Genomic DNA, 17,240 nt, shown 5'->3' with positions numbered 1-17,240 from the left:
CTTCCATGGTTGAAGACGAACGCCTCAAGAGCCTGAACGACAAGCCCGCGAACGCGGACGGCGCCTATGTCCTGTACTGGATGCAGGCGTCCATGCGCACCCGCTATAACCACGCCCTGGCCGAGGCGGTCGCCCGCGCCGAGAAGCTGGAAAAGCCGGTGGTCGTGGGCTTCGGCGTCATGGACGACTACCCGGAGGCCAATGCCCGCCATTACGCCTTCATGCTTCAGGGGCTGGCGGATGTCGCCGCGAACCTGAAGGACAAGGGCATCCGCTTTGTCCTGCGCCACGGCCACCCGGCCGATGTGGCGCTGGAATTGGCCAAGGACGCCTGTCTCGTCATCTGTGACCGCGGCTACACCGCGCACCAGAAAGCCTGGCGCGGCACGGTCGGCGGGAAAGCCGGCGTCCAGGCCATTCAGGTGGAATCCGACATTGTCGTCCCGGTCGAGACCGCCTCCGACAAGCTGGAAAGCGCGGCCCGCACCATCCGGCGCAAGATCAATGACCGGCGCGACGATTTCATACAGGAAATGCGCATCCCCTCCCCGTCCAAATCCTCCCTCACGCTGGGCGAGCTGGAGGGTCTGGACGCGTCAGACTGGGAAGGCGTGCTGGAGAAACTCAAGCTCGACCGCGCCGTCAAACCGGTCAGCGATTTCACCGCGGGCGAGGAAGCCGGCCAGCGCCTCCTCAACACCTTCATCGACGACAATCTGGAGGATTACGCCGACCGCCGCTCCGTCCCGCATGACGGCGCGGCCTCCCGCCTCTCCCCCTATCTCCATTTCGGCAATCTCTCCCCGGTCGAGATCGCCCTGAAGTGCAAGAACGCCATCGCCCCGCAGAGCGAAGGCCTGAAATCCTTCCTGGAGGAGATGATCGTCCGCCGCGAGCTTTCCATCAATTTCGTGAATTACTGCCCGGACTACGACAAATATTCCGGCGCCGTCCCGGACTGGGCGCAAACCACGCTGAAAGCCCACCGCCCCGACGACCGCCCCCATATCTATACACGGGAGGAGATGGAGGCCGCCGACACCCATGACGATATCTGGAACGCGGCGATGACCGAGATGGTGGAGCGCGGCTATCTCAATAATCACGTCCGCATGTACTGGGTGAAGCGGATCATGGACTGGACCAACACGCCGGAATACGCCCACGAGACCGCGCTCTATCTGAACAACAAATATTTCCTCGACGGGCGCGACCCCAACAGTTTCTCCAACATCGCCTGGGCCTTCGGCCGCCACGACCGCCCGTTTCAGGAGCGCGCCGTCATCGGCAAGGTCCGCCCCTTCACCGACGCCGCCCTGAAACGCCGCTTCGACGTGAAGGCCTACGTCACACGCGTCCGGGACGGCGATTTGTTTTACTGATTAAGGCCCATCGCCTCTATCGGCCCTCGTAGTTCACTATATGGGCTCCATCTATAGAAGCGATTTTCTTGCGGAATTCTTCGGCGGTTTCTTAGAAAGTGGGTTAGATTGTTGATCCTTCGGAGTTTATACCCTTGCCATACGTAAATTAATCTGCTGTACAATGGGGCATGAGCACGAAGCCCCTTACGACCGCCCAGTTTTTCCGCCAGTTCCCTGACGATGAAAGCTGCCTCAATCGTCTGTTCGAAGTTCGCTTCGGACAGGATTTCGAGTGTCCCAAGTGTGAGCGGGCTTCCAAGTGGTTTCGCATCAAGGCGGAACGCGCTTATTCCTGTCAGTGGTGCGGCCATCACTTGCACCCCACGGTCGGGACGCCCTTCGAGAAGACGCGCACGCCCCTGCAACTGTGGTTCTACGCCATTCTCCTGTTCACCACGACGCGCCACGGCGTCAGTGCCAAGGAGCTGGAGCGCCAGCTTGGCGTGACCTACAAGACGGCTTGGCGCATGGCGCGGCTGATCCGCGAACATATGGCGGACGTTGACAGCGAAGGCCCTATCGGCGGCCCCGGCACGAATGTCGAAATCGACGAAACCCTTGTGGGCGGTGTAAAGCGCGGCAAGGAAAACCGTGGCAGCGCCGCCAAGACGATCGTTGTGGGCGCTCTGGAGCGCGGCGGCGAACTGATTACTGCCGTAGTGCCGAACCAGCGCCGGGCGACCCTGGAGCCGTTTGTCACGAAGAACGTCCGCATTGGCGGCAACGTTCACACTGACGAACTTCGCAGCTAAGCAGCCCTTAGCGCCGCCGGATACCGCCACGCCCGCGTGAACCACGGCGCGATGGAATATGCGTATTTCGGTTATCGCCTAGACGAAACAGTTTCGGTGAACGCTATCGAGAATTTCTGGCACCACCTGACATGCTCAATCAGCGGCACTCACACTAGCGTCAGCCCGAAATATCTTGGCGTCTATACCAAGAAATTCGAATTCCGCTTTAATGGTCGGAACCGTCCCGAGACGATGTTTTCGGAGCTTCTGACGAACTTCCAGCCATTGAACGCAGAATAGCCTCTAGAGCCGCCGCATCGCCCTTGGGGTCGTTTTTGTATTCATTGACAAACTCATTGATCCGATCCTTCTGAATCGCTTCACGCAGCGTCATTCTTTTCGTGCTCATTTGCGGCACCGTCTTCTTTCACTAGGTCATATACCGTGTCGTATATGTCTTTCAGCACAAGCAGGTTGAACAGAAGAATGACTAACGCCACACCGTTCACGCCGGACTGGGCGTAAATATTGGACTCCGCGCCACCCTTTATCAGCAGGGCAACCGTGCAGAGGCCAAATGCGTAAAGTAGGGACCACCCACTTGAATTGATTTCGTCTCGCGCAGGCTTTGCTGCTAATTCGCCTTCGGCCCGGCTCTCAAATCGCGAAACCATCCTCGTAAGCGTAAGATGGATATTTCCGATTGATGCCAGAGTGATGGTCAGAATGACAATGAGAAGCGCTAGAATCTCATGTGAAACGAACTCATCAAGAAATTTATTGCCGGCCAACACTGAAGGATGGCAAACCGTCAGCACGCTGACTACGGTCGCGGCGGCGATTATGATCACCCAACGTATCACGATCCGAATAGTCGGCTAATCACGCGCCGAACGAATGTAGGGTTTGATGGGGTCGGCATTTCGTCGTCCTCTACGTCCTTCCGCGTTCGGTCGTCGTCACTATCGTAAACCTTCTTTCGACCAGCATATACCCTGGCTTCACCGCCGCCCTCCATCGCAATGTCCGCGCTAGCCGCCAACACCTCTGACTCTGGATCCATTTGCCCAGCGCCAGCTTTATATCTGTGTTCCTGTAGGTCCGGGTGACCCTGATCGTTAACGAGCTTCACGAAATCCGCGACTCTTTGCCTTACCCTAAGCGCATTGGGCGGAATAAACGTGAAAGACAGCCGCGTTATTGCGGGTTTGTATTCCCGAATGACAGTCCAGTACTGCCCGTTTGAGTCCATGTATTTTACATGGGCCTTCCATTCGGCGAAGGGCGTATTTCGCGATAAATGCTTGAAGAACGATTCAAGCATTGATTTTGTAGCGGGTAGCTCTCCGTTGATTTCCACCCACGCCACTTGCTGATCGATCGCTATATCCATGACGAATAGCGCAATCTCCCAAGACTCTAGATCGGTTTCCCGAACGTCCTCATCGGGGCCTTTGCGACCTCTTTGATGGATTTCCCGCGCGAAGAACCCGGCGATATACCCATCGGGAGCCTCAATCGGAAAAAACGATAGACTGGTTTTGCCTCGACTTGGCAGAAAGGTGCGACGCTCCGAGAAGGCGTCTACAAAGAACTCTGTACGTGTTCGTCTTTGGCTTTCCTGATCGCCATACATTGGCGTTCGCTCGGCCCTTGCGAGCGAAATGCGTACCTTTTCGAATGTTGGCATTTTTCCCCCCTTGGGCCATTTATCGCCATAAGGGGAAGATGCGTCAATTACCTATGCGAAGGGTATAGACCCCCTTAATTTGGCGCCACCACCCTTCGGCGCCGCACAAAGACCTCCCGCATGACGTGTGCTAACGTGCGCGTCAACAACCGGTCAGGGAGGATTCGCTTATGCCCGCCATGCTTCGTTTCGCCTTGGGCGTTCCGGCCGCGGCCGGCATAGCCATTCTCCTTTTCATCGGAATGCGCGGCCTCATCGCCATCGGGGCCATTCCGGTGGAGGAACCGGAAGTGCGCGAGAAGGTCGATATCTTCCAGAAACCGCCGCCTGACGAGCCTGTAAGCCCGCGCGAGCCGCCGGTGCAAACAGATCCGCCGCCCGCTCCCGCTCCGGCAGAAGTCTCCACATCTACAAAGCCTTCGCCGCCCGATGCTCCTGTCCGGGGCATTATTCCAGCCTTCAACATGACTCTGGACGGCATGGAGACCGCCCCGATCCAAATCGACCAGAACCCGCAGCCCATAGTGCGCATCCCGCCATCCTATCCCCCGCGCGCCAGCCAGGCGGGTAAGGAAGGCCATTGCGATCTTGTTTTCGATGTCGGGCTGAATGGCGCGCCCATGAATATCCGCGCCGCCTGCACGGACGCAGTCTTTGCAAAATCGGCGGAGCGCGCCGTCGAGGGCTGGAAATACAATCCCGGCGTGCGTGATGGCGCGCCCGTGGTGATGCGCGGCGTCCAGACGCGTATCCTTTTCGACTTGGACGGTTGATCTCCCACCGTCCCTTTCCCGCCGTTCGTCGCTGAAATTTATCGGACGGACGGTTCACTTCCCGGCCGCCATGCGCAAGCTTGGCGGTCGTTTTTTATTCCACGGGGGACGCCGCCATGCAGACCATGCCCACTCAGCAACAGGATGATTCCGGCGGACAGGAAGGCGAACCGGTTGAAAGCGCCGGGGAAACCTTCACCGATGTCACGGAAAGCCTTCAGGAAGTCGGCGTTTCCCTGACCGACTGGGTGACCGGCATCGGTCAGGAAGAGCTGCTGGTGATCGGCGTCGCCGTCGGGGCGTTTGTCATCCTTCGGCTGCTGCGCTCCGTCGTGGCGGGCCTGTTGAAGGGCGGCAAGAAAGTGCCCGATCTGGCCTGGCGCAAGATCATCGGCCGGGTCCTCAACTCGACCCATTCCTTTTTCATCCTGATCGCCTGCCTGGTCGCCGCCTCGCCCTTCCTTGGCCTGCCGGACCCGGCCTCCGGCGCGCTGACCGTGATCTTCCGCATCGCCCTGATCATTCAGGCCGCGCTGTGGATCCGTAAATTCGCGCTGGCCTTTGTCCAGCGCCGCGCCGGCGTCGGGAAGGAAGGCGACCCGACAACGCTCGCCAACGCCATTTCGGTCGTCACGGTCATCATCAATGTCGTCGTGGTGGCCTTCACCTTCCTGCTGTTGCTGCAGAACGCCGGCATCCAGATCACCCCGCTGCTTGCCGGTCTCGGCGTCGGCGGCCTCGCCATCGGCCTCGCCGCGCAGGGCATTTTCTCGGACCTGTTCGCCGCGCTCTCGATCATCTTCGACAAGCCGTTCGAACGCGGCGACTTCATCGATTTCGACGGCACCGAGGGCACGATCGAGAAGATCGGCCTGCGCACCACCCATATCCGCTCCCTGACGGCGGAATTGCTGATCGTCACCAACGCCAAACTGCTCGACACCATGATCCGCAATTACCGGCAGATGAGCGAACGGCGCATTTTCTTCAATGTCGGCGTCACCTATCAGACCCCGCCCGACAAGGCGGAGAAAATCCCGGAAATGCTGAAAGAGGCCATCGAGTCTCAGGAAGACGTGCGGTTCGACCGCGCCCACTTCATCGATTTCGGCGACAGCGCCCTGATCTATCAGGCGGTCTATTACGTGCTCTCCCCCGACTTCGTGAAATACCGCAATACGCATCAGGCGATCACGTTCAAGCTGTTCCGGAAATTCGCCGATGAAGGCCTGGATTTCGCCTTCCCGACCCGCACCATCCATTTCTCCGCGCCGGACGGCTCGGGCGTGGATCCGCGGGAATTTGGCGCTTCCGCTGCCAATTCCGGCTCCATGCCGGTGACCGATGGCGGGAAATCGGGCGGCGGCGAAGGCTGAAACCGCTTGCGCGGGGGCGTGTTCGGGCGCATAGCCGCGCGCCGATGAACGCGATTGCACCCATTCCGCCGGGCGATAACGCCCTCGCCGCCATGGCCGACGATCTGGCCGGAAAAGGCTGGGCGCGCGCCGATGGCTGGTTCGGGGCGGAGCTTTGCGCCGCCCTTCGCGAAGACGCGCTGGCCCGCTTCATGGCGGAAGAGGATGCGCCCGCCGGCGTCGGGCGGGAGGGCGATTTCACCCTCGACCGCTCGGTCCGCCAATGCCGCCTCGCCTGGCTTGACGGCGGGGATCCGGCGCAATCCGCCTTCCTCTCCCGCGCCGAAGCCCTGCGGCTGGAGCTGAACCGCCGCCTCTATCTGGGCCTGCTGGAGTTCGAGGCCTGCTACGCCTTCTATCCGGAGGGCGGCTATTATGGCCGCCACCGCGACAGTTTCCGCGGCGCCCGCAACCGCGTCGTCTCCCTGGTCCTCTATCTGAACCCGGAATGGGATACGGACTGGGGCGGCCAGCTGATTGTCTATGAGGGCGAAACGCCCGCCTCCGTGGACCCCGCCTTCGCCTCGGCCGTGCTGATGCTGTCGGAGGAGACCGAGCACGAAGTCGCCGAGACGCGCCATCCGCGCCTGGCCGTCGCCGCCTGGTGGCGGGTCAATCAGACCGTGGTGCGGGAGACCCCGCTGGCCGCCATCTGAAGGCGCAGCGTCAGGCGTAGCGTTTGCGACGCCCCATCCCGCCGAACAGGAAGGCGATAAACGCCCCGATCGCGCCGAACACGCCCGCCCCGGCGCCGGCATGCGCCGCGCCGTCCGTGGTGGTCGGCACGGCGGGCTTGTAGTCCTCCACCGTGCGGCCAAGGATCTCCCGGTCCGGGTGGCGCATGATGATCCAGGTGCGCTCGAACGGTCCGGCATTGCGCAGCTCGGCATAGAGGTTCCGCAGATACTCGTAGCGCGCCACGGTCTCCCGCATCCGGCCGCCCTGCCCCTGCACGAAATTGCTGCCGGTATTGTATTCGTCCAGCGCCTGGTTGCGGTCCAGCCCGCCCTGCGCGGCGTCCGCGTCGAACCGTTGCACCACGGCCTCCAGCTCGTCCGCGGCCCCGCCGACGCGCTGCGTGTATTGCTGGCCCAGCTCCGGCGCCTGGGAGGCGCCCAGCGCCCCGGCCGCGGCCATGATGGTGATGAAAGTCTTGGTCGCCATTTGTCCCCGCCCTTGCCGCGCGCGTGGCCGCGCGCTTCATGATCAACACCCCGTTAACGCCGATCATAACGCGAAGTTGCGGCGCACGCACAATATCGCAAAAGAAAAGGGCCGGCGCCTTTTCAAAAGCCCCGGCCCGATCCCGCTGTCTGCCGCGCCTATTCGGCGGGCGTGTAGCTGGCCTTGTAGACTTCCGTCCACTCGGCGTCCTCGTCCCCGGCCGGGCGGACTTTCACTTTCCGCTCCATCGTATCGCCGGTCTTGGCGTGCCAGACCTTGGAGTAATACTCTTCGCCCTTGTCCTTGGTGACCATCGTCCAGCCGTCCTCGCTGACATCCCAGCTCTGTAGCCAGGACATGGATTCCTCGCCTTCGGAATCGACCACCGTCATGCCGTCTTCGTGGTAGCTCATGGTCCAGCTGCCCATCGGCGCCTCGGCGCCGTCGGCGTGCACGGTGACCGTGACCAGGCCGTCATCGGCGTCGACGACGGATACGGACTCCGTCCCGTCCACCCACTCGCCGGACTCCTTGTCCAGGCGCGAATATTCGCCGTCCCATTCGCCAAGGATGTCGCCGGCCCAGGTTTCGGCGTCGGCCTCGGTCCAGCCGGCGGCCTTGTCCTCTTTCATCTCTTCCGGATTGGCCATTGCCGGGGCGGCCAAAAGGGCGGCGGCGCCCGCATAAAGTGCAATACGCATCATGTCTTCACTCCCCACTCTTTTATCGTGGGAGGGCGGCGCGGCGCCGGGATGGCGCGGCGTCCACGCTCCCGATGCCGTGCATTTTACACCAAAGCGCAGGATGGAGTCTCGAAATTCGGGCCCGCAGCCCTTAATTTCACCGCCATGTCCGAAGACTTTCAGCTCGACGACCCGGCCGCCCGCTGGGTCCCGCACAAGCCCGCCCGTCCCGAGAAATCGGAGGGCGGCAAGCGCTTCAAGGTGGTCAGCGAGTTCGAGCCCAAGGGCGACCAGCCCGCCGCCATCAAGGAGCTGGTGGACGGCGTGAACGCCCATGAGCAGGACCAGGTCCTCCTCGGCGTCACCGGCTCGGGCAAGACCTTCACCATGGCCAAGGTGATCGAGGCGGTGCAGCGCCCGGCCATCATCCTCGCCCCCAACAAGACCCTCGCCGCCCAGCTCTATGGCGAGTTCAAGTCCTTCTTCCCGGACAACGCGGTCGAGTATTTCGTCTCCTATTACGACTATTACCAGCCGGAAGCCTACGTCCCCCGCACCGACACCTATATCGAGAAGGACTCCAGCCGGAACGACGCCATCGACCGCATGCGCCACTCCGCCACCCGCGCCATACTGGAGCGGGACGACGTCATCGTCGTCGCCTCGGTCTCCTGCATCTACGGCATCGGCGCGGTGGAGACATATGCCGGCATGGCGCGCACGGTGAAGGCGGGCGACCGCATCGACCCCCGCGAACTGATCCAGCACCTCGTCGCCCTGCAATTCACCCGCAACGACGCCGCCTTCGGCCGCGGCACCTTCCGCGTGCGCGGCGACGTGGTGGAGGTCTGGCCCGCCCATATGGACGACCGCGCCTGGCGCATCGATTTCTTCGGCGACGAGATCGACAAGATCTCCGAGTTCGACCCCCTGACCGGCCGCGCGTATACGGAGCTGGAGGGCGTGAAGCTCTACGCCAACTCCCACTATGTCACCCCGCGCCCCACCCTGAACCAGGCCGTCCAGCAGATGAAGCGCGACCTGAAGGAGCGCCTCGCCTGGTTCGAACAGCACGGCCAGCTGCTGGAGGCCCAGCGCCTTCAGCAACGCACCGAGTTCGATATCGAGATGATCGAGGCCACAGGCTCCTGCCCCGGCATCGAGAACTATTCCCGCTATCTCACCGGCCGCCAGCCGGGCGAGCCGCCCCCCACCTTCTTCGAATATCTGCCGGAGGACGCGCTGGTTTTCGTTGACGAATCCCACGTCGCCATCCCGCAGATCGGCGCCATGTACCGGGGCGACTTCAACCGCAAGAAGACGCTGGCCGATTACGGCTTCCGCCTCCCCGTCTGCCTCGACAACCGCCCGCTCAAATTCGAGGAGTGGGACGCCATGCGCCCGCAGACCCTCTCGGTCTCCGCCACCCCGGGCAAGTGGGAGCTGGAACAGACCGGCGGCGTCTTCACCGAACAGGTCATCCGCCCCACCGGCCTCATCGACCCGCCCGTGGAGGTCCGCCCCGTCTCCAAGGACGGCTTCTCACAGGTGGACGACGTCATCGCGGAGGTGAAGGAGACCACGGAGAAGGGCTACCGCACCCTCATCACCGTCCTCACCAAGAAAATGGCCGAGGACCTGACCGAGTACATGCATGAGCAGGGCGTGAAGGTCCGCTACATGCACTCCGACATCGATACGGTGGAGCGGATCGAGATCATCCGCGACCTGCGCCTTGGCACGTTCGACGTGCTGGTCGGCATCAACCTGCTGCGCGAGGGGCTGGATATCCCCGAATGCGCCCTCGTCGCCATCCTGGACGCGGACAAGGAGGGCTTCCTGCGCTCCGAGACGAGCCTCGTCCAGACCATCGGCCGCGCCGCCCGCAACGTGGACTCAAAGGTCATCCTCTACGCGGATAACATCACCGGCTCGATGGAGCGCGCCATGGCCGAAACGGGGCGCCGGCGCGAGAAGCAGGAGGAATTCAACGCCGAACACGGCATCACCCCGCAATCCATCAAGCGCAACATCGCCGACATCATGGACAGCGTCTATGAGAAGGATTCCGTCACCGTCAAAAAATCCCTCCCCGGCATGGCCGAGGACGCCGAGGCCTACAAACCCGGCGACAACCTCCAGGCCGTCATCAAGGACCTCGAGAAGAAAATGCGCGAAGCCGCCTCAAACCTCGAATTCGAAGACGCCGCGAAATACCGCGACCAGATCAAGAAACTGGAACAGGCCGAGGTTCTGGGGGACGTGGTTTGAGTGCGGTAACTTCTGAGGAGTGTCCGAAAAGCGCGTCATTAAGGATTCGATCAGAATGAGAAGCTAGCGCCCCGGTGGTGCCGAATATGTAAGTCAGGCATTAAATAATCCGCGAATCTTATTCCAGTTTATTATAACAACATTTAGTATCGTTATGAATACAATGAACAACGCGCCAATCGCATAGACTGTCGTAATTTTGTTATGTGCTTTGTCTATTTCTCTAGACAAACGCTGCATAGAGTACGTAGGGTCAGAAACTCCAGATATTAGTTCACTTTTAAGCCCTTTTTGTATCTTTCCGTCTTTCCTGACATACTTTGGATCATATTCACATTGGTCTAATTCAGCAAACCATATCAAAAATAAATCTTCCCCGCGAGACAGGCTAATAGCTCGTGGACCGGCGTTGTATACCGCATAAACTAGATGCCCATTCCAGCCAGGATCAACATGAAACCCGGAAACGTTAATTAAACCTTCAAATTTTTTCCCGCCTTTAAAGAAATAAAACCGATCAAATGCTTTGGAATGTTTATGCATTCCTCAGTCATAATCCATGCAAATTGATTTGATGGTATAGTTACAGACTCGGCCCTATCTTCATCATCATTATATTTTAGGTAAATTTTCTTACCTGCATCCCTTTTATTGTAATGATCAGGCGTTACATAACACTCAGGCCCAACGCGCAGTGTGTAGGCGGCGCAATCAATTTGCCCATCATCGAAAGGGGTAACCAACTTAAATTTTGGACCCCATACCTTGATTGTTTCCCCACACCAGAACACAGCTATCTCTCTACATGCATGATATTTTTTCGCTTCGTTTCCATCAGCCTGCTAGTTATTTCATCATATAAGTCACCTTTTTTCATTACCTTTTCTGCACTATAAGCTGCTAGCCTTGATGCTGCCCAAGAAATATTTGGGCGGTAGGCATAGTCTTCTAAATGGTCAATTTTTTCACATGCGTTGCTGAGCTCATAATTTATGTCGGACAACATACACAACTCTGAACTCTCACCCATATCATTTGAAATATAACTCTTTATATAATCACGCAAATCAGAAGCCATTACGTCCTTATCAGTCAATCCCCAAAGATCAGATATCTTAGTATTCAAAATGTTGCATATTGAGGTTGATATAATAAAGGAGTCCTTCCACTCCTTATCGCAACTGTACCGCCCCTGAGACTCCTCAACAAATTGTGAAAAATACTTAGAAATATGCAATGCCATGTGCTGAAGTCGTTCAGACACAGGAAGCCGTGCTATTTCTTTGTGGTATATCTCGTCATGATTGTGTTGATTTCTTTGAATCAAAATCAACAGCTCTTCAGCTTTCATTTGAGAGGTTTGAGTTTGGGTCATGGCTTTGCACGTACGTGGTGGCACGGTGGTGTTCTGGCGATGCAAACTACGATAATGCGATTCTTAAAAGCACCATAAGCGCAACGCCTGAGGTGACACTTTTGCAAGGTCTTGAGCCGTGATTAAGGCAGCTTCACTATCACCGTGTGGTCGATACAGATGGTCTCTAGAACGAAGGTGGGGAGAAAATCCACCCTTGACCTTCGTCATGTTGAATCCCTCTACGGCAGATGCCGATGCGGATGACCCAACCATTAGACGGTGCATCAACTTTGCGCGACGTGATGGCTTTGGCGCACTCACCGTCGTAAATCTTTTCGCACTTAGAGCAACTAATCCAAAGGAAATTGAGACTGCGGCTGCGCCAACCGGTGGTACGAAAAATGATGAAATCTTGAAAGAAGTGATTTCAAAATCCGAACGAACGGTCTGTGCATGGGGAGGCAACGTCCTAGCAAGAGAGAGAGCTGCGTGGTTCTTTAAACGGTTCTCCCAATATGACCTCTATTGTCTTGGTCTCACGATATACGGGGCACCTCGTCATCCATTGTACGTTAAAAGCGATACCCCTCTGAGAAAATTCGAAGGTATGATCTGAAATGTCTCGCGGGGCCTCAAAACCTTGATAGACACTCGCTAAAAGTACCTCTCTTCACCCCCTCAAAAACGGTCGCGGATCCACGCCCTTTGCCTGTAACCGCTCGCGGATCCTCTGTTCGACCAGGCGGTCGACCTCCTGGTTGAATTGCTCCTTGAGGGCCTGTTCCTCGGCCCGGCGTTCGGGGGAGCGTTCATGGCGCAGGCGGCGGGCCGCGGCCGCCTCGGACCGGGCCGCGCGATGACGGGCGAGCGCGTCGGCCAGCTGCGCCGCCTCCCGCGCCCGCCCGGCCTTCGCCGCCGCCTTCACCCCCTGCCCCAGCGCGCATGTAAGATCGGCCCGCTTGCTCTCCGCGCGCTTCCGCCCGCGCGTCCGGCGTTTCGTCGGTGTCGTCATCCGCCAAGCATAACCCCGTTCCACCCGCCGGGGATGAATTGCCAAATATCAGACGCAAACTCCCCAAACGCCTCCCCTCCCCCTCGTGGGGAGGGATAAAGGGTGGGGGCGTCTAACAAACCCAACCCCGTTGCAAATCAACCTCATACGCCCCCTCATCCGGCCTGCCGGCCACCTTCTCCCACGCGGGGAGAAGGAACGCCGCCACCGCGCAAACTCCCCGTTTCATCCAAGGCGCCTTGGCCGCCGCTATACTCCTCCCCGTTTCCGTCATGGGGAGGGGGCCGGGCCCGGCTTCCGGCCCGATGGAGACGGCGGCTTTAAGGCGACCGCCCGCATTCCAGCCGGAACGGGAAGGACCTTTGCGCTCCGTCAGGCGCCAGTCTGAGGCTGAAATGCCCTGGCTATTAAGACTCTGACGGGTATGCGGATGGAGAGGCCGGTCGAGGCGACTCCCGCCCTCCGCAAACGCCGCCGCGGCGCGTCAGAGGTGGCGCGAAACGAAAACACATACGGTTCCCGGCGTCCCCTCACCGACGCGCCGCACCCTCCCCGCCCACCCCCGCTCCGCGCGACCATCGCGACGGAGGCAAAGGCGTTTTCACCCTCGCCCCCTTAATGGGGGAGAGGGCAACAAGGCCCCAAATTCGCAAGGCGAATTTGGCAAGCCGCGTGGGAGAGGGGGTGGCTTCAAAACAAAGTGCCAAGCCTTGCCAAGACCCCCTCACCCTTTCGCGCAAAGCCAGGCCGCTGACGCGCCTTGGGCGCTCAAAACCCTCTCCCCCTCGCGGGGCGAGGGAGAAGCGCGCCGCCTAAGCCGCCTGGCCGTCGCCGGTCATGCAGAAGACATTGAGCTTGTTGCCGTCGAGGTCGCGGAAATAGCCGGCGTAGAAGCCGGGCATGGCGCGCGGGCCGGGCGCGCCCTCGTCCTGTCCGCCCAGCGCCAGCGCCTTGGCGTGGACGCGGTCGACCGTGTCGGTGTCCGGCGCCTCCAGCGCCACCATGACGCCGTTGCCGACGCTGGCCGCCTTGCCGTCGAACGGCGTGGTCAGGCCGAGGCCCGGCTGGTTCATCGCGCCCCAGGCGACGAACTGCTCGTCCTCCATCATGCGGCTGTAATCGCCGAGCTCTTTCAGGAGGTGGTCATAGAATTTGGCGTTCTTCTCGAGATCATTGGTCCCGAGCGTGACATATCCGATCATGGGGGCGTCTCCTCGCTTTGGTTTTGTGTTCCGCATTTGTTCCAGAACGGGCGCGGTTCGCAAGTTAAATTTTGAAGACGGGCGGCGATGGGGGCGCAAAAAGAAACGGGGCCGGCGTTTCCGCCAGCCCCGTCTCGAATTTTTATCGCGCTGGAATGCGCGAGTATCGCCGGTGAGGCGTTACTCGGCCATTTCCAGGTTGATGGCGCGGTCACCTTTGCCGCGGCGGTCAGGCTCGGTGTCGAAGGACACGCGCTGGCCGTCCGCCAGGCCGGGCAGGCCGGAATTCTGGACAGAGGAGATGTGAACGAACACGTCCTTCTCGCCGCCGTCCGGCGTGATGAAGCCGAAGCCCTTGGAGGTGTTGAAGAATTTCACCGTGCCGGTGTGTGAAGCCATTGTAAGGTCTCTTTCCTGATAAGCATGCAAATCCGCATCGGGCCTCATGCCCATGTTTCGGACCTGCTTTCAATTACGGCGAAAGCCCCGCCGCAGGGTACGCGCAAGTTATGTGTCGGTGTGGGGAAAGAGGTTTTTTGTCTCAACCGCCGGTCCCGTTCGCCGGGAACAGGCGGGCACTTAATGGCTCCGCCGGGCCGTCACGCCCTTTACGCTCGCGGCATATATACATTTTTCGCGCCGGCCGGCCAAGCGGAATTACTTATGGCTCAGGCGGCGGCGGTTTCCCGCCCGGCGCGCATCAGGAAATTGATGGCGAACAGCACAACGCCCAGCATGATCGCCAGCGCCGAGACGCCCAGAACCGGACCCGCCGTCTGCGGCGGCAATCCGCCGCCGAACATCAGGAACAGCATGGACAGCATCACCGTCACCCCCACCCCGTGCAGCGCCAGATGCGCCCACGCCATCCACCCGGCCAGCATCGGCCAGGCGCGATAGCAGAGGCCGAACAGGAACGCCCCGATCCAGCCCAGCGCCAGCGCGTGAACATGCGTCACGCGCTGCGTCAGGTCCCCGGACGCGCCCATATGCTCGCCCAGCCCCATGCCGCCCAGCGCGGCCAGAATACCGAACAGGATAAAAAGCTTGTCGACCTTGAACATTGTTTGCAGCCCTCCCCGGCCAAGCGGCGCGATTATAGCCGCGCCGGGCGGGCTGCAAATATAAAATTGAAAAGACCTAGCCGAATTCTCCGCCGGTGCTGCGCGGCTTCATGCGGATCAGGCGGGAATCCGCCACCGCCGCCTGCCGGTGCTTCACAGCCCTCTGATAGTCCGGATCGGTGACCATCTCCAGAAAGGCGGAGGCGTTGGGATATTCGGCGATGAAGGCGGCGTCCCAGCTCTCCGTCTCCGGCCCGATCAGCATGTTGTCCGGCCGCCCCGCCCACGCGATGCGCCCGCCGACCCGCGCGAAGACCGGCCCGCTCTCCTTGCCGTATTCGCGATAGGCCTCGGCCCCGGTCGCGCTGCGGCCGTCCTCGTATTCCGCGGCGTCGCGGAACCGGACCAGGTTCAGCATGTGGATCGGCTCGTCCCGCGGCAGGTCCTTGAACGCCTCGAACGCCGCGCGTTCGGGATCGACATGTCCGGCCATCTCCGGTCTCCCTCGTCTGTTATGGGGCGGGAGCCTAGCGGCGGCGGGCGGCGCTGCAAATGGGCGCGTTCCGCATTGACGCCGCCAGCGCGCGCGGCCAAGACGCTGCCCATGAGCAGCATCGACATAAAGGGCCATGTCGCCCCCGGCTTCGAACCCGCCGCCGAGGCTTTCGCGCAGAATTTCGAGGACGGGCTGGAGGCCGGCGCCAGCTTCGCCGCGCAAGCGGGCGGCGAGACCGTCATCGATATCTGGGCCGGGACCGCGGTCACGAAAATCGACAAGCCGTGGAGCGAAAACACGCTCGCCCCGGTCTTCTCCACCGGCAAGGCGGTCACCGCGCTGGTCATCGCCTCGCTCGCCGAACGCGGCCTGATCGATTACGACGCCCCGCTGGCCGATCTCTGGCCGGACTTCGCGCAACACGGCAAGGGCGAAATCACGATCGCCCAAGCGCTCAGCCATCAGGCGGGCGTGCCCGGCTTTCGGGAAGAAATGGATCCCGCCGACTGGTTCGACATGGACGGCATCGCGGCAAAACTGGCGGCCGAGGAGCCGTTCTGGGAGCCGGGAACGCAGTCCGGCTACCACGCCATCACGTTCGGGATCATCGCGCAGGAAATCGCCCGCCGGTCAGACGGCCGCACCATCGGAGCCATCCTGCGCGAGGATTTCGCCGAACCGAACGGCCTCGACCTGATGATCGGCACGCCGGAGGCCGAGCATGAACGCGTCGCCGCCATGGAGAAGCCGAAAGGCTATCCCGATTTCGGCAAGGTCGGCCCGGAAACCCGCGCCGCCTTCCTGCAGCCCTGGTCCTCCCCCGGCCGCCGCGGATCGGCGGCGTGGCGGGAATCCGAATTCCCCGCCGCCAACTGCCACGCCACGGCGCGGTCGCTGGCCGAATCCATGAACCTGATCGCCCGGCGCGGCCGGCTGGGCGGCAGAGGCGTGCTGTCGGATGAAACGTTCAAGGCGATGATGAAGGAGCAGATCCACGGTCCGGACCGCGTCCTGCCCTTCGATATCGCCTGGGCCGCCGGCCTGACGCTGAACCGCCCGGACGAGGCGGACTGGTTCGGACCGGGCGAAGAGGCGGCGGGGCATTACGGCTTCGGCGGCTCCTGCGCCTTTGGCGATCCGGAGCGCGAAATCGCCGCCGCCTATGTGATGAACCAGCAGGGCCGCGTGCTGGTGGGCGACGAGCGGCCGCGGCGCATCATCCGGGCGCTCTACGGCGCGCTTTAATGGCGCGAGCCTGAACAAATGCTCATTTGACGAAGCGCGCGGCGGCGGCGCAGGCTGATTGCCGCAAATCGTCAATGTGGGGATTGATCATGCGCCTTCCGATAACCGCCTGCGCCTTCGCCATCCTCGCCGCGCCCGCGCTGGCGCAGGAGGAGCAATCCGCCCCGCCACCGCCGCCTGGCTGCGAAGCCCCGGCCTTCCGGCAGCTGGATTTCTGGATCGGCGACTGGTCGCTGAGCTGGGACAAGGCCGACGGGTCCAAAGGGCGCGGCACAAACTCCATCAGCCGCGAATATGACGGCTGCGTGATCTATGAGGAATTTTCCTCCCCCGAAATGGAATTCGAGGGGATGAGCGTTTCCACCTATGACCGCACAATCGAGTCTTGGCGGCAGACCTGGGTCGACGATAAGGGCGGCTATTACGATCTGGTCGGCGGCCCGGCCGAAGGCGAAGATCACGCCTTCGCGCTGGAGCTGGCGCGCCTTTCGGAAGACACCCCCTATCTGCGCATGATCTGGCAGGACGTTACCGAAGACTCCCTGACCTGGCGCTGGCAAGGCAAGACCGGACCCGGCGCCGAATGGACCGACCGCTGGGTCATTGAGTACGCGCGCATCACGCCCTGACACTCACCAAAGAATGTTTTGAGCCGCGCTGACAGACCGCCGGATTGACGCGTGATTATATTTCCATATATCTGGATATAT

The 17,240-nt window shown here is 60.8% G+C and carries 21 protein-coding genes and 1 pseudogene; 9 read left to right on the top strand and 13 right to left on the bottom strand.

Annotated features, from left to right (window positions below; translation table 11 throughout):
- Window positions 1–5 precede the first annotated feature (5 nt).
- Window positions 6–1,382 (top strand): deoxyribodipyrimidine photo-lyase, encoded by a 1,377-nt coding sequence (locus L338_RS00625; protein ID WP_022696418.1) that lies wholly within the window; start codon window positions 6–8, stop codon window positions 1,380–1,382.
- A gap of 170 nt (window positions 1,383–1,552) precedes the next feature.
- Window positions 1,553–2,458: pseudogene (locus L338_RS00620) on the top strand (IS1595 family transposase).
- On the opposite strand, the gene L338_RS17680 reads toward L338_RS00620, so the two are convergent.
- From L338_RS17680 to L338_RS00610, 3 genes are read right to left on the bottom strand one after another with little or no spacing between them, the layout of a single operon-like run.
- The gene (locus L338_RS17680; protein WP_162471381.1) at window positions 2,385–2,552 is read right to left on the bottom strand and encodes a hypothetical protein; all 168 of its coding nucleotides are present in this window, start codon (window positions 2,550–2,552) and stop codon (window positions 2,385–2,387) included. The pseudogene L338_RS00620 and the gene L338_RS17680 sit on opposite strands and share 74 nt — an antisense overlap.
- Complete coding sequence (locus L338_RS00615; RefSeq protein ID WP_152485771.1) at window positions 2,539–3,009, bottom strand: hypothetical protein; 471 nt, start codon at window positions 3,007–3,009, stop codon at window positions 2,539–2,541. Before L338_RS00615 ends, L338_RS17680 begins: the two co-directional genes overlap by 14 nt.
- An 8-nt stretch (window positions 3,010–3,017) precedes the next feature.
- Complete coding sequence (locus tag L338_RS00610) at window positions 3,018–3,848, bottom strand: hypothetical protein (RefSeq protein ID WP_152485770.1); 831 nt, start codon at window positions 3,846–3,848, stop codon at window positions 3,018–3,020.
- Between the two features lie 170 nt (window positions 3,849–4,018).
- Here L338_RS00610 and L338_RS16105 point away from each other — a divergent pair, with 170 nt between their 5' ends.
- The 3 genes from L338_RS16105 (at window position 4,019) to L338_RS00595 (ending at window position 6,692) form a co-directional block, all read left to right on the top strand.
- Window positions 4,019–4,621 carry an energy transducer TonB gene (locus L338_RS16105; protein ID WP_022696415.1) on the top strand — a complete coding sequence of 201 codons (603 nt, stop codon included), beginning with the start codon at window positions 4,019–4,021 and terminating at the stop codon, window positions 4,619–4,621.
- 116 nt (window positions 4,622–4,737) lie between these two features.
- Window positions 4,738–5,997, top strand: coding sequence for a mechanosensitive ion channel family protein (locus tag L338_RS00600; protein ID WP_152485769.1), 1,260 nt, complete (start codon window positions 4,738–4,740; stop codon window positions 5,995–5,997).
- Between the two features lie 44 nt (window positions 5,998–6,041).
- On the top strand, window positions 6,042–6,692 hold the full coding sequence (locus L338_RS00595; RefSeq protein ID WP_022696413.1) for a 2OG-Fe(II) oxygenase: 651 nt from the start codon (window positions 6,042–6,044) through the stop codon (window positions 6,690–6,692).
- Between the two features lie 10 nt (window positions 6,693–6,702).
- On the opposite strand, the gene L338_RS00590 is transcribed toward L338_RS00595, so the two are convergent.
- Complete coding sequence (locus L338_RS00590; RefSeq protein ID WP_022696412.1) at window positions 6,703–7,200, bottom strand: DUF2937 family protein; 498 nt, start codon at window positions 7,198–7,200, stop codon at window positions 6,703–6,705.
- 158 nt (window positions 7,201–7,358) lie between these two features.
- The gene (locus L338_RS00585) at window positions 7,359–7,904 is read right to left on the bottom strand and encodes a hypothetical protein (protein WP_022696411.1); all 546 of its coding nucleotides are present in this window, start codon (window positions 7,902–7,904) and stop codon (window positions 7,359–7,361) included.
- A 144-nt stretch (window positions 7,905–8,048) separates the two neighbouring features.
- Between L338_RS00585 and uvrB the strand changes: the two genes are divergently transcribed.
- On the top strand, window positions 8,049–10,154 hold the full coding sequence (gene uvrB, locus L338_RS00580) for an excinuclease ABC subunit UvrB (RefSeq protein ID WP_033310185.1): 2,106 nt from the start codon (window positions 8,049–8,051) through the stop codon (window positions 10,152–10,154).
- 93 nt (window positions 10,155–10,247) lie between these two features.
- Here uvrB and L338_RS17220 read toward each other — a convergent pair whose 3' ends face one another.
- From L338_RS17220 to L338_RS17215, 3 genes are read right to left on the bottom strand one after another with little or no spacing between them, the layout of a single operon-like run.
- A complete protein-coding gene (locus tag L338_RS17220) occupies window positions 10,248–10,697 on the bottom strand; it encodes a dCTP deaminase/dUTPase family protein (RefSeq protein ID WP_152485768.1) in 450 nt (149 codons plus the stop codon).
- On the bottom strand, window positions 10,628–10,945 hold the full coding sequence (locus L338_RS18165) for a dCTP deaminase domain-containing protein (RefSeq protein WP_422110940.1): 318 nt from the start codon (window positions 10,943–10,945) through the stop codon (window positions 10,628–10,630). Before L338_RS18165 ends, L338_RS17220 begins: the two co-directional genes overlap by 70 nt.
- 2 nt (window positions 10,946–10,947) lie before the next feature.
- On the bottom strand, window positions 10,948–11,529 hold the full coding sequence (locus L338_RS17215; RefSeq protein ID WP_152485767.1) for a hypothetical protein: 582 nt from the start codon (window positions 11,527–11,529) through the stop codon (window positions 10,948–10,950).
- A 118-nt stretch (window positions 11,530–11,647) separates the two neighbouring features.
- Between L338_RS17215 and L338_RS16835 the strand changes: the two genes are divergently transcribed.
- Complete coding sequence (locus L338_RS16835; RefSeq protein ID WP_027068139.1) at window positions 11,648–12,127, top strand: DUF1643 domain-containing protein; 480 nt, start codon at window positions 11,648–11,650, stop codon at window positions 12,125–12,127.
- Between the two features lie 54 nt (window positions 12,128–12,181).
- On the opposite strand, the gene L338_RS00570 is transcribed toward L338_RS16835, so the two are convergent.
- From L338_RS00570 to L338_RS00550, 5 genes are all read right to left on the bottom strand, one after another.
- A complete protein-coding gene (locus L338_RS00570; RefSeq protein WP_022696409.1) occupies window positions 12,182–12,523 on the bottom strand; it encodes a hypothetical protein in 342 nt (113 codons plus the stop codon).
- A gap of 812 nt (window positions 12,524–13,335) precedes the next feature.
- Window positions 13,336–13,725 carry a VOC family protein gene (locus L338_RS00565; RefSeq protein ID WP_022696408.1) on the bottom strand — a complete coding sequence of 130 codons (390 nt, stop codon included), beginning with the start codon at window positions 13,723–13,725 and terminating at the stop codon, window positions 13,336–13,338.
- Window positions 13,726–13,905: 180 nt separating this feature from the next.
- Window positions 13,906–14,124, bottom strand: a complete 219-nt coding sequence (locus L338_RS00560) for a cold-shock protein (protein ID WP_022696407.1) — start codon at window positions 14,122–14,124, stop codon at window positions 13,906–13,908.
- A 269-nt stretch (window positions 14,125–14,393) separates the two neighbouring features.
- A complete protein-coding gene (locus L338_RS00555) occupies window positions 14,394–14,789 on the bottom strand; it encodes a hypothetical protein (protein WP_022696406.1) in 396 nt (131 codons plus the stop codon).
- Between the two features lie 76 nt (window positions 14,790–14,865).
- Complete coding sequence (locus L338_RS00550) at window positions 14,866–15,282, bottom strand: DUF1330 domain-containing protein (protein ID WP_022696405.1); 417 nt, start codon at window positions 15,280–15,282, stop codon at window positions 14,866–14,868.
- 111 nt (window positions 15,283–15,393) lie between these two features.
- Here L338_RS00550 and L338_RS00545 point away from each other — a divergent pair, with 111 nt between their 5' ends.
- Window positions 15,394–16,530: a serine hydrolase domain-containing protein gene (locus L338_RS00545; protein WP_027068138.1), complete on the top strand. Its 1,137-nt coding sequence runs from the start codon at window positions 15,394–15,396 to the stop codon at window positions 16,528–16,530.
- A gap of 89 nt (window positions 16,531–16,619) precedes the next feature.
- The gene (locus tag L338_RS17485) at window positions 16,620–17,159 is read left to right on the top strand and encodes a hypothetical protein (protein ID WP_051122656.1); all 540 of its coding nucleotides are present in this window, start codon (window positions 16,620–16,622) and stop codon (window positions 17,157–17,159) included.
- Window positions 17,160–17,240 lie beyond the last annotated feature (81 nt).

The organism is Euryhalocaulis caribicus (genome assembly GCF_000412185.1).
Lineage (GTDB): Bacteria > Pseudomonadota > Alphaproteobacteria > Caulobacterales > Maricaulaceae > Euryhalocaulis > Euryhalocaulis caribicus.
Note: the sequence above shows the minus strand (reverse complement) of the source record. Positions and strands in the feature narration are given on the sequence as shown.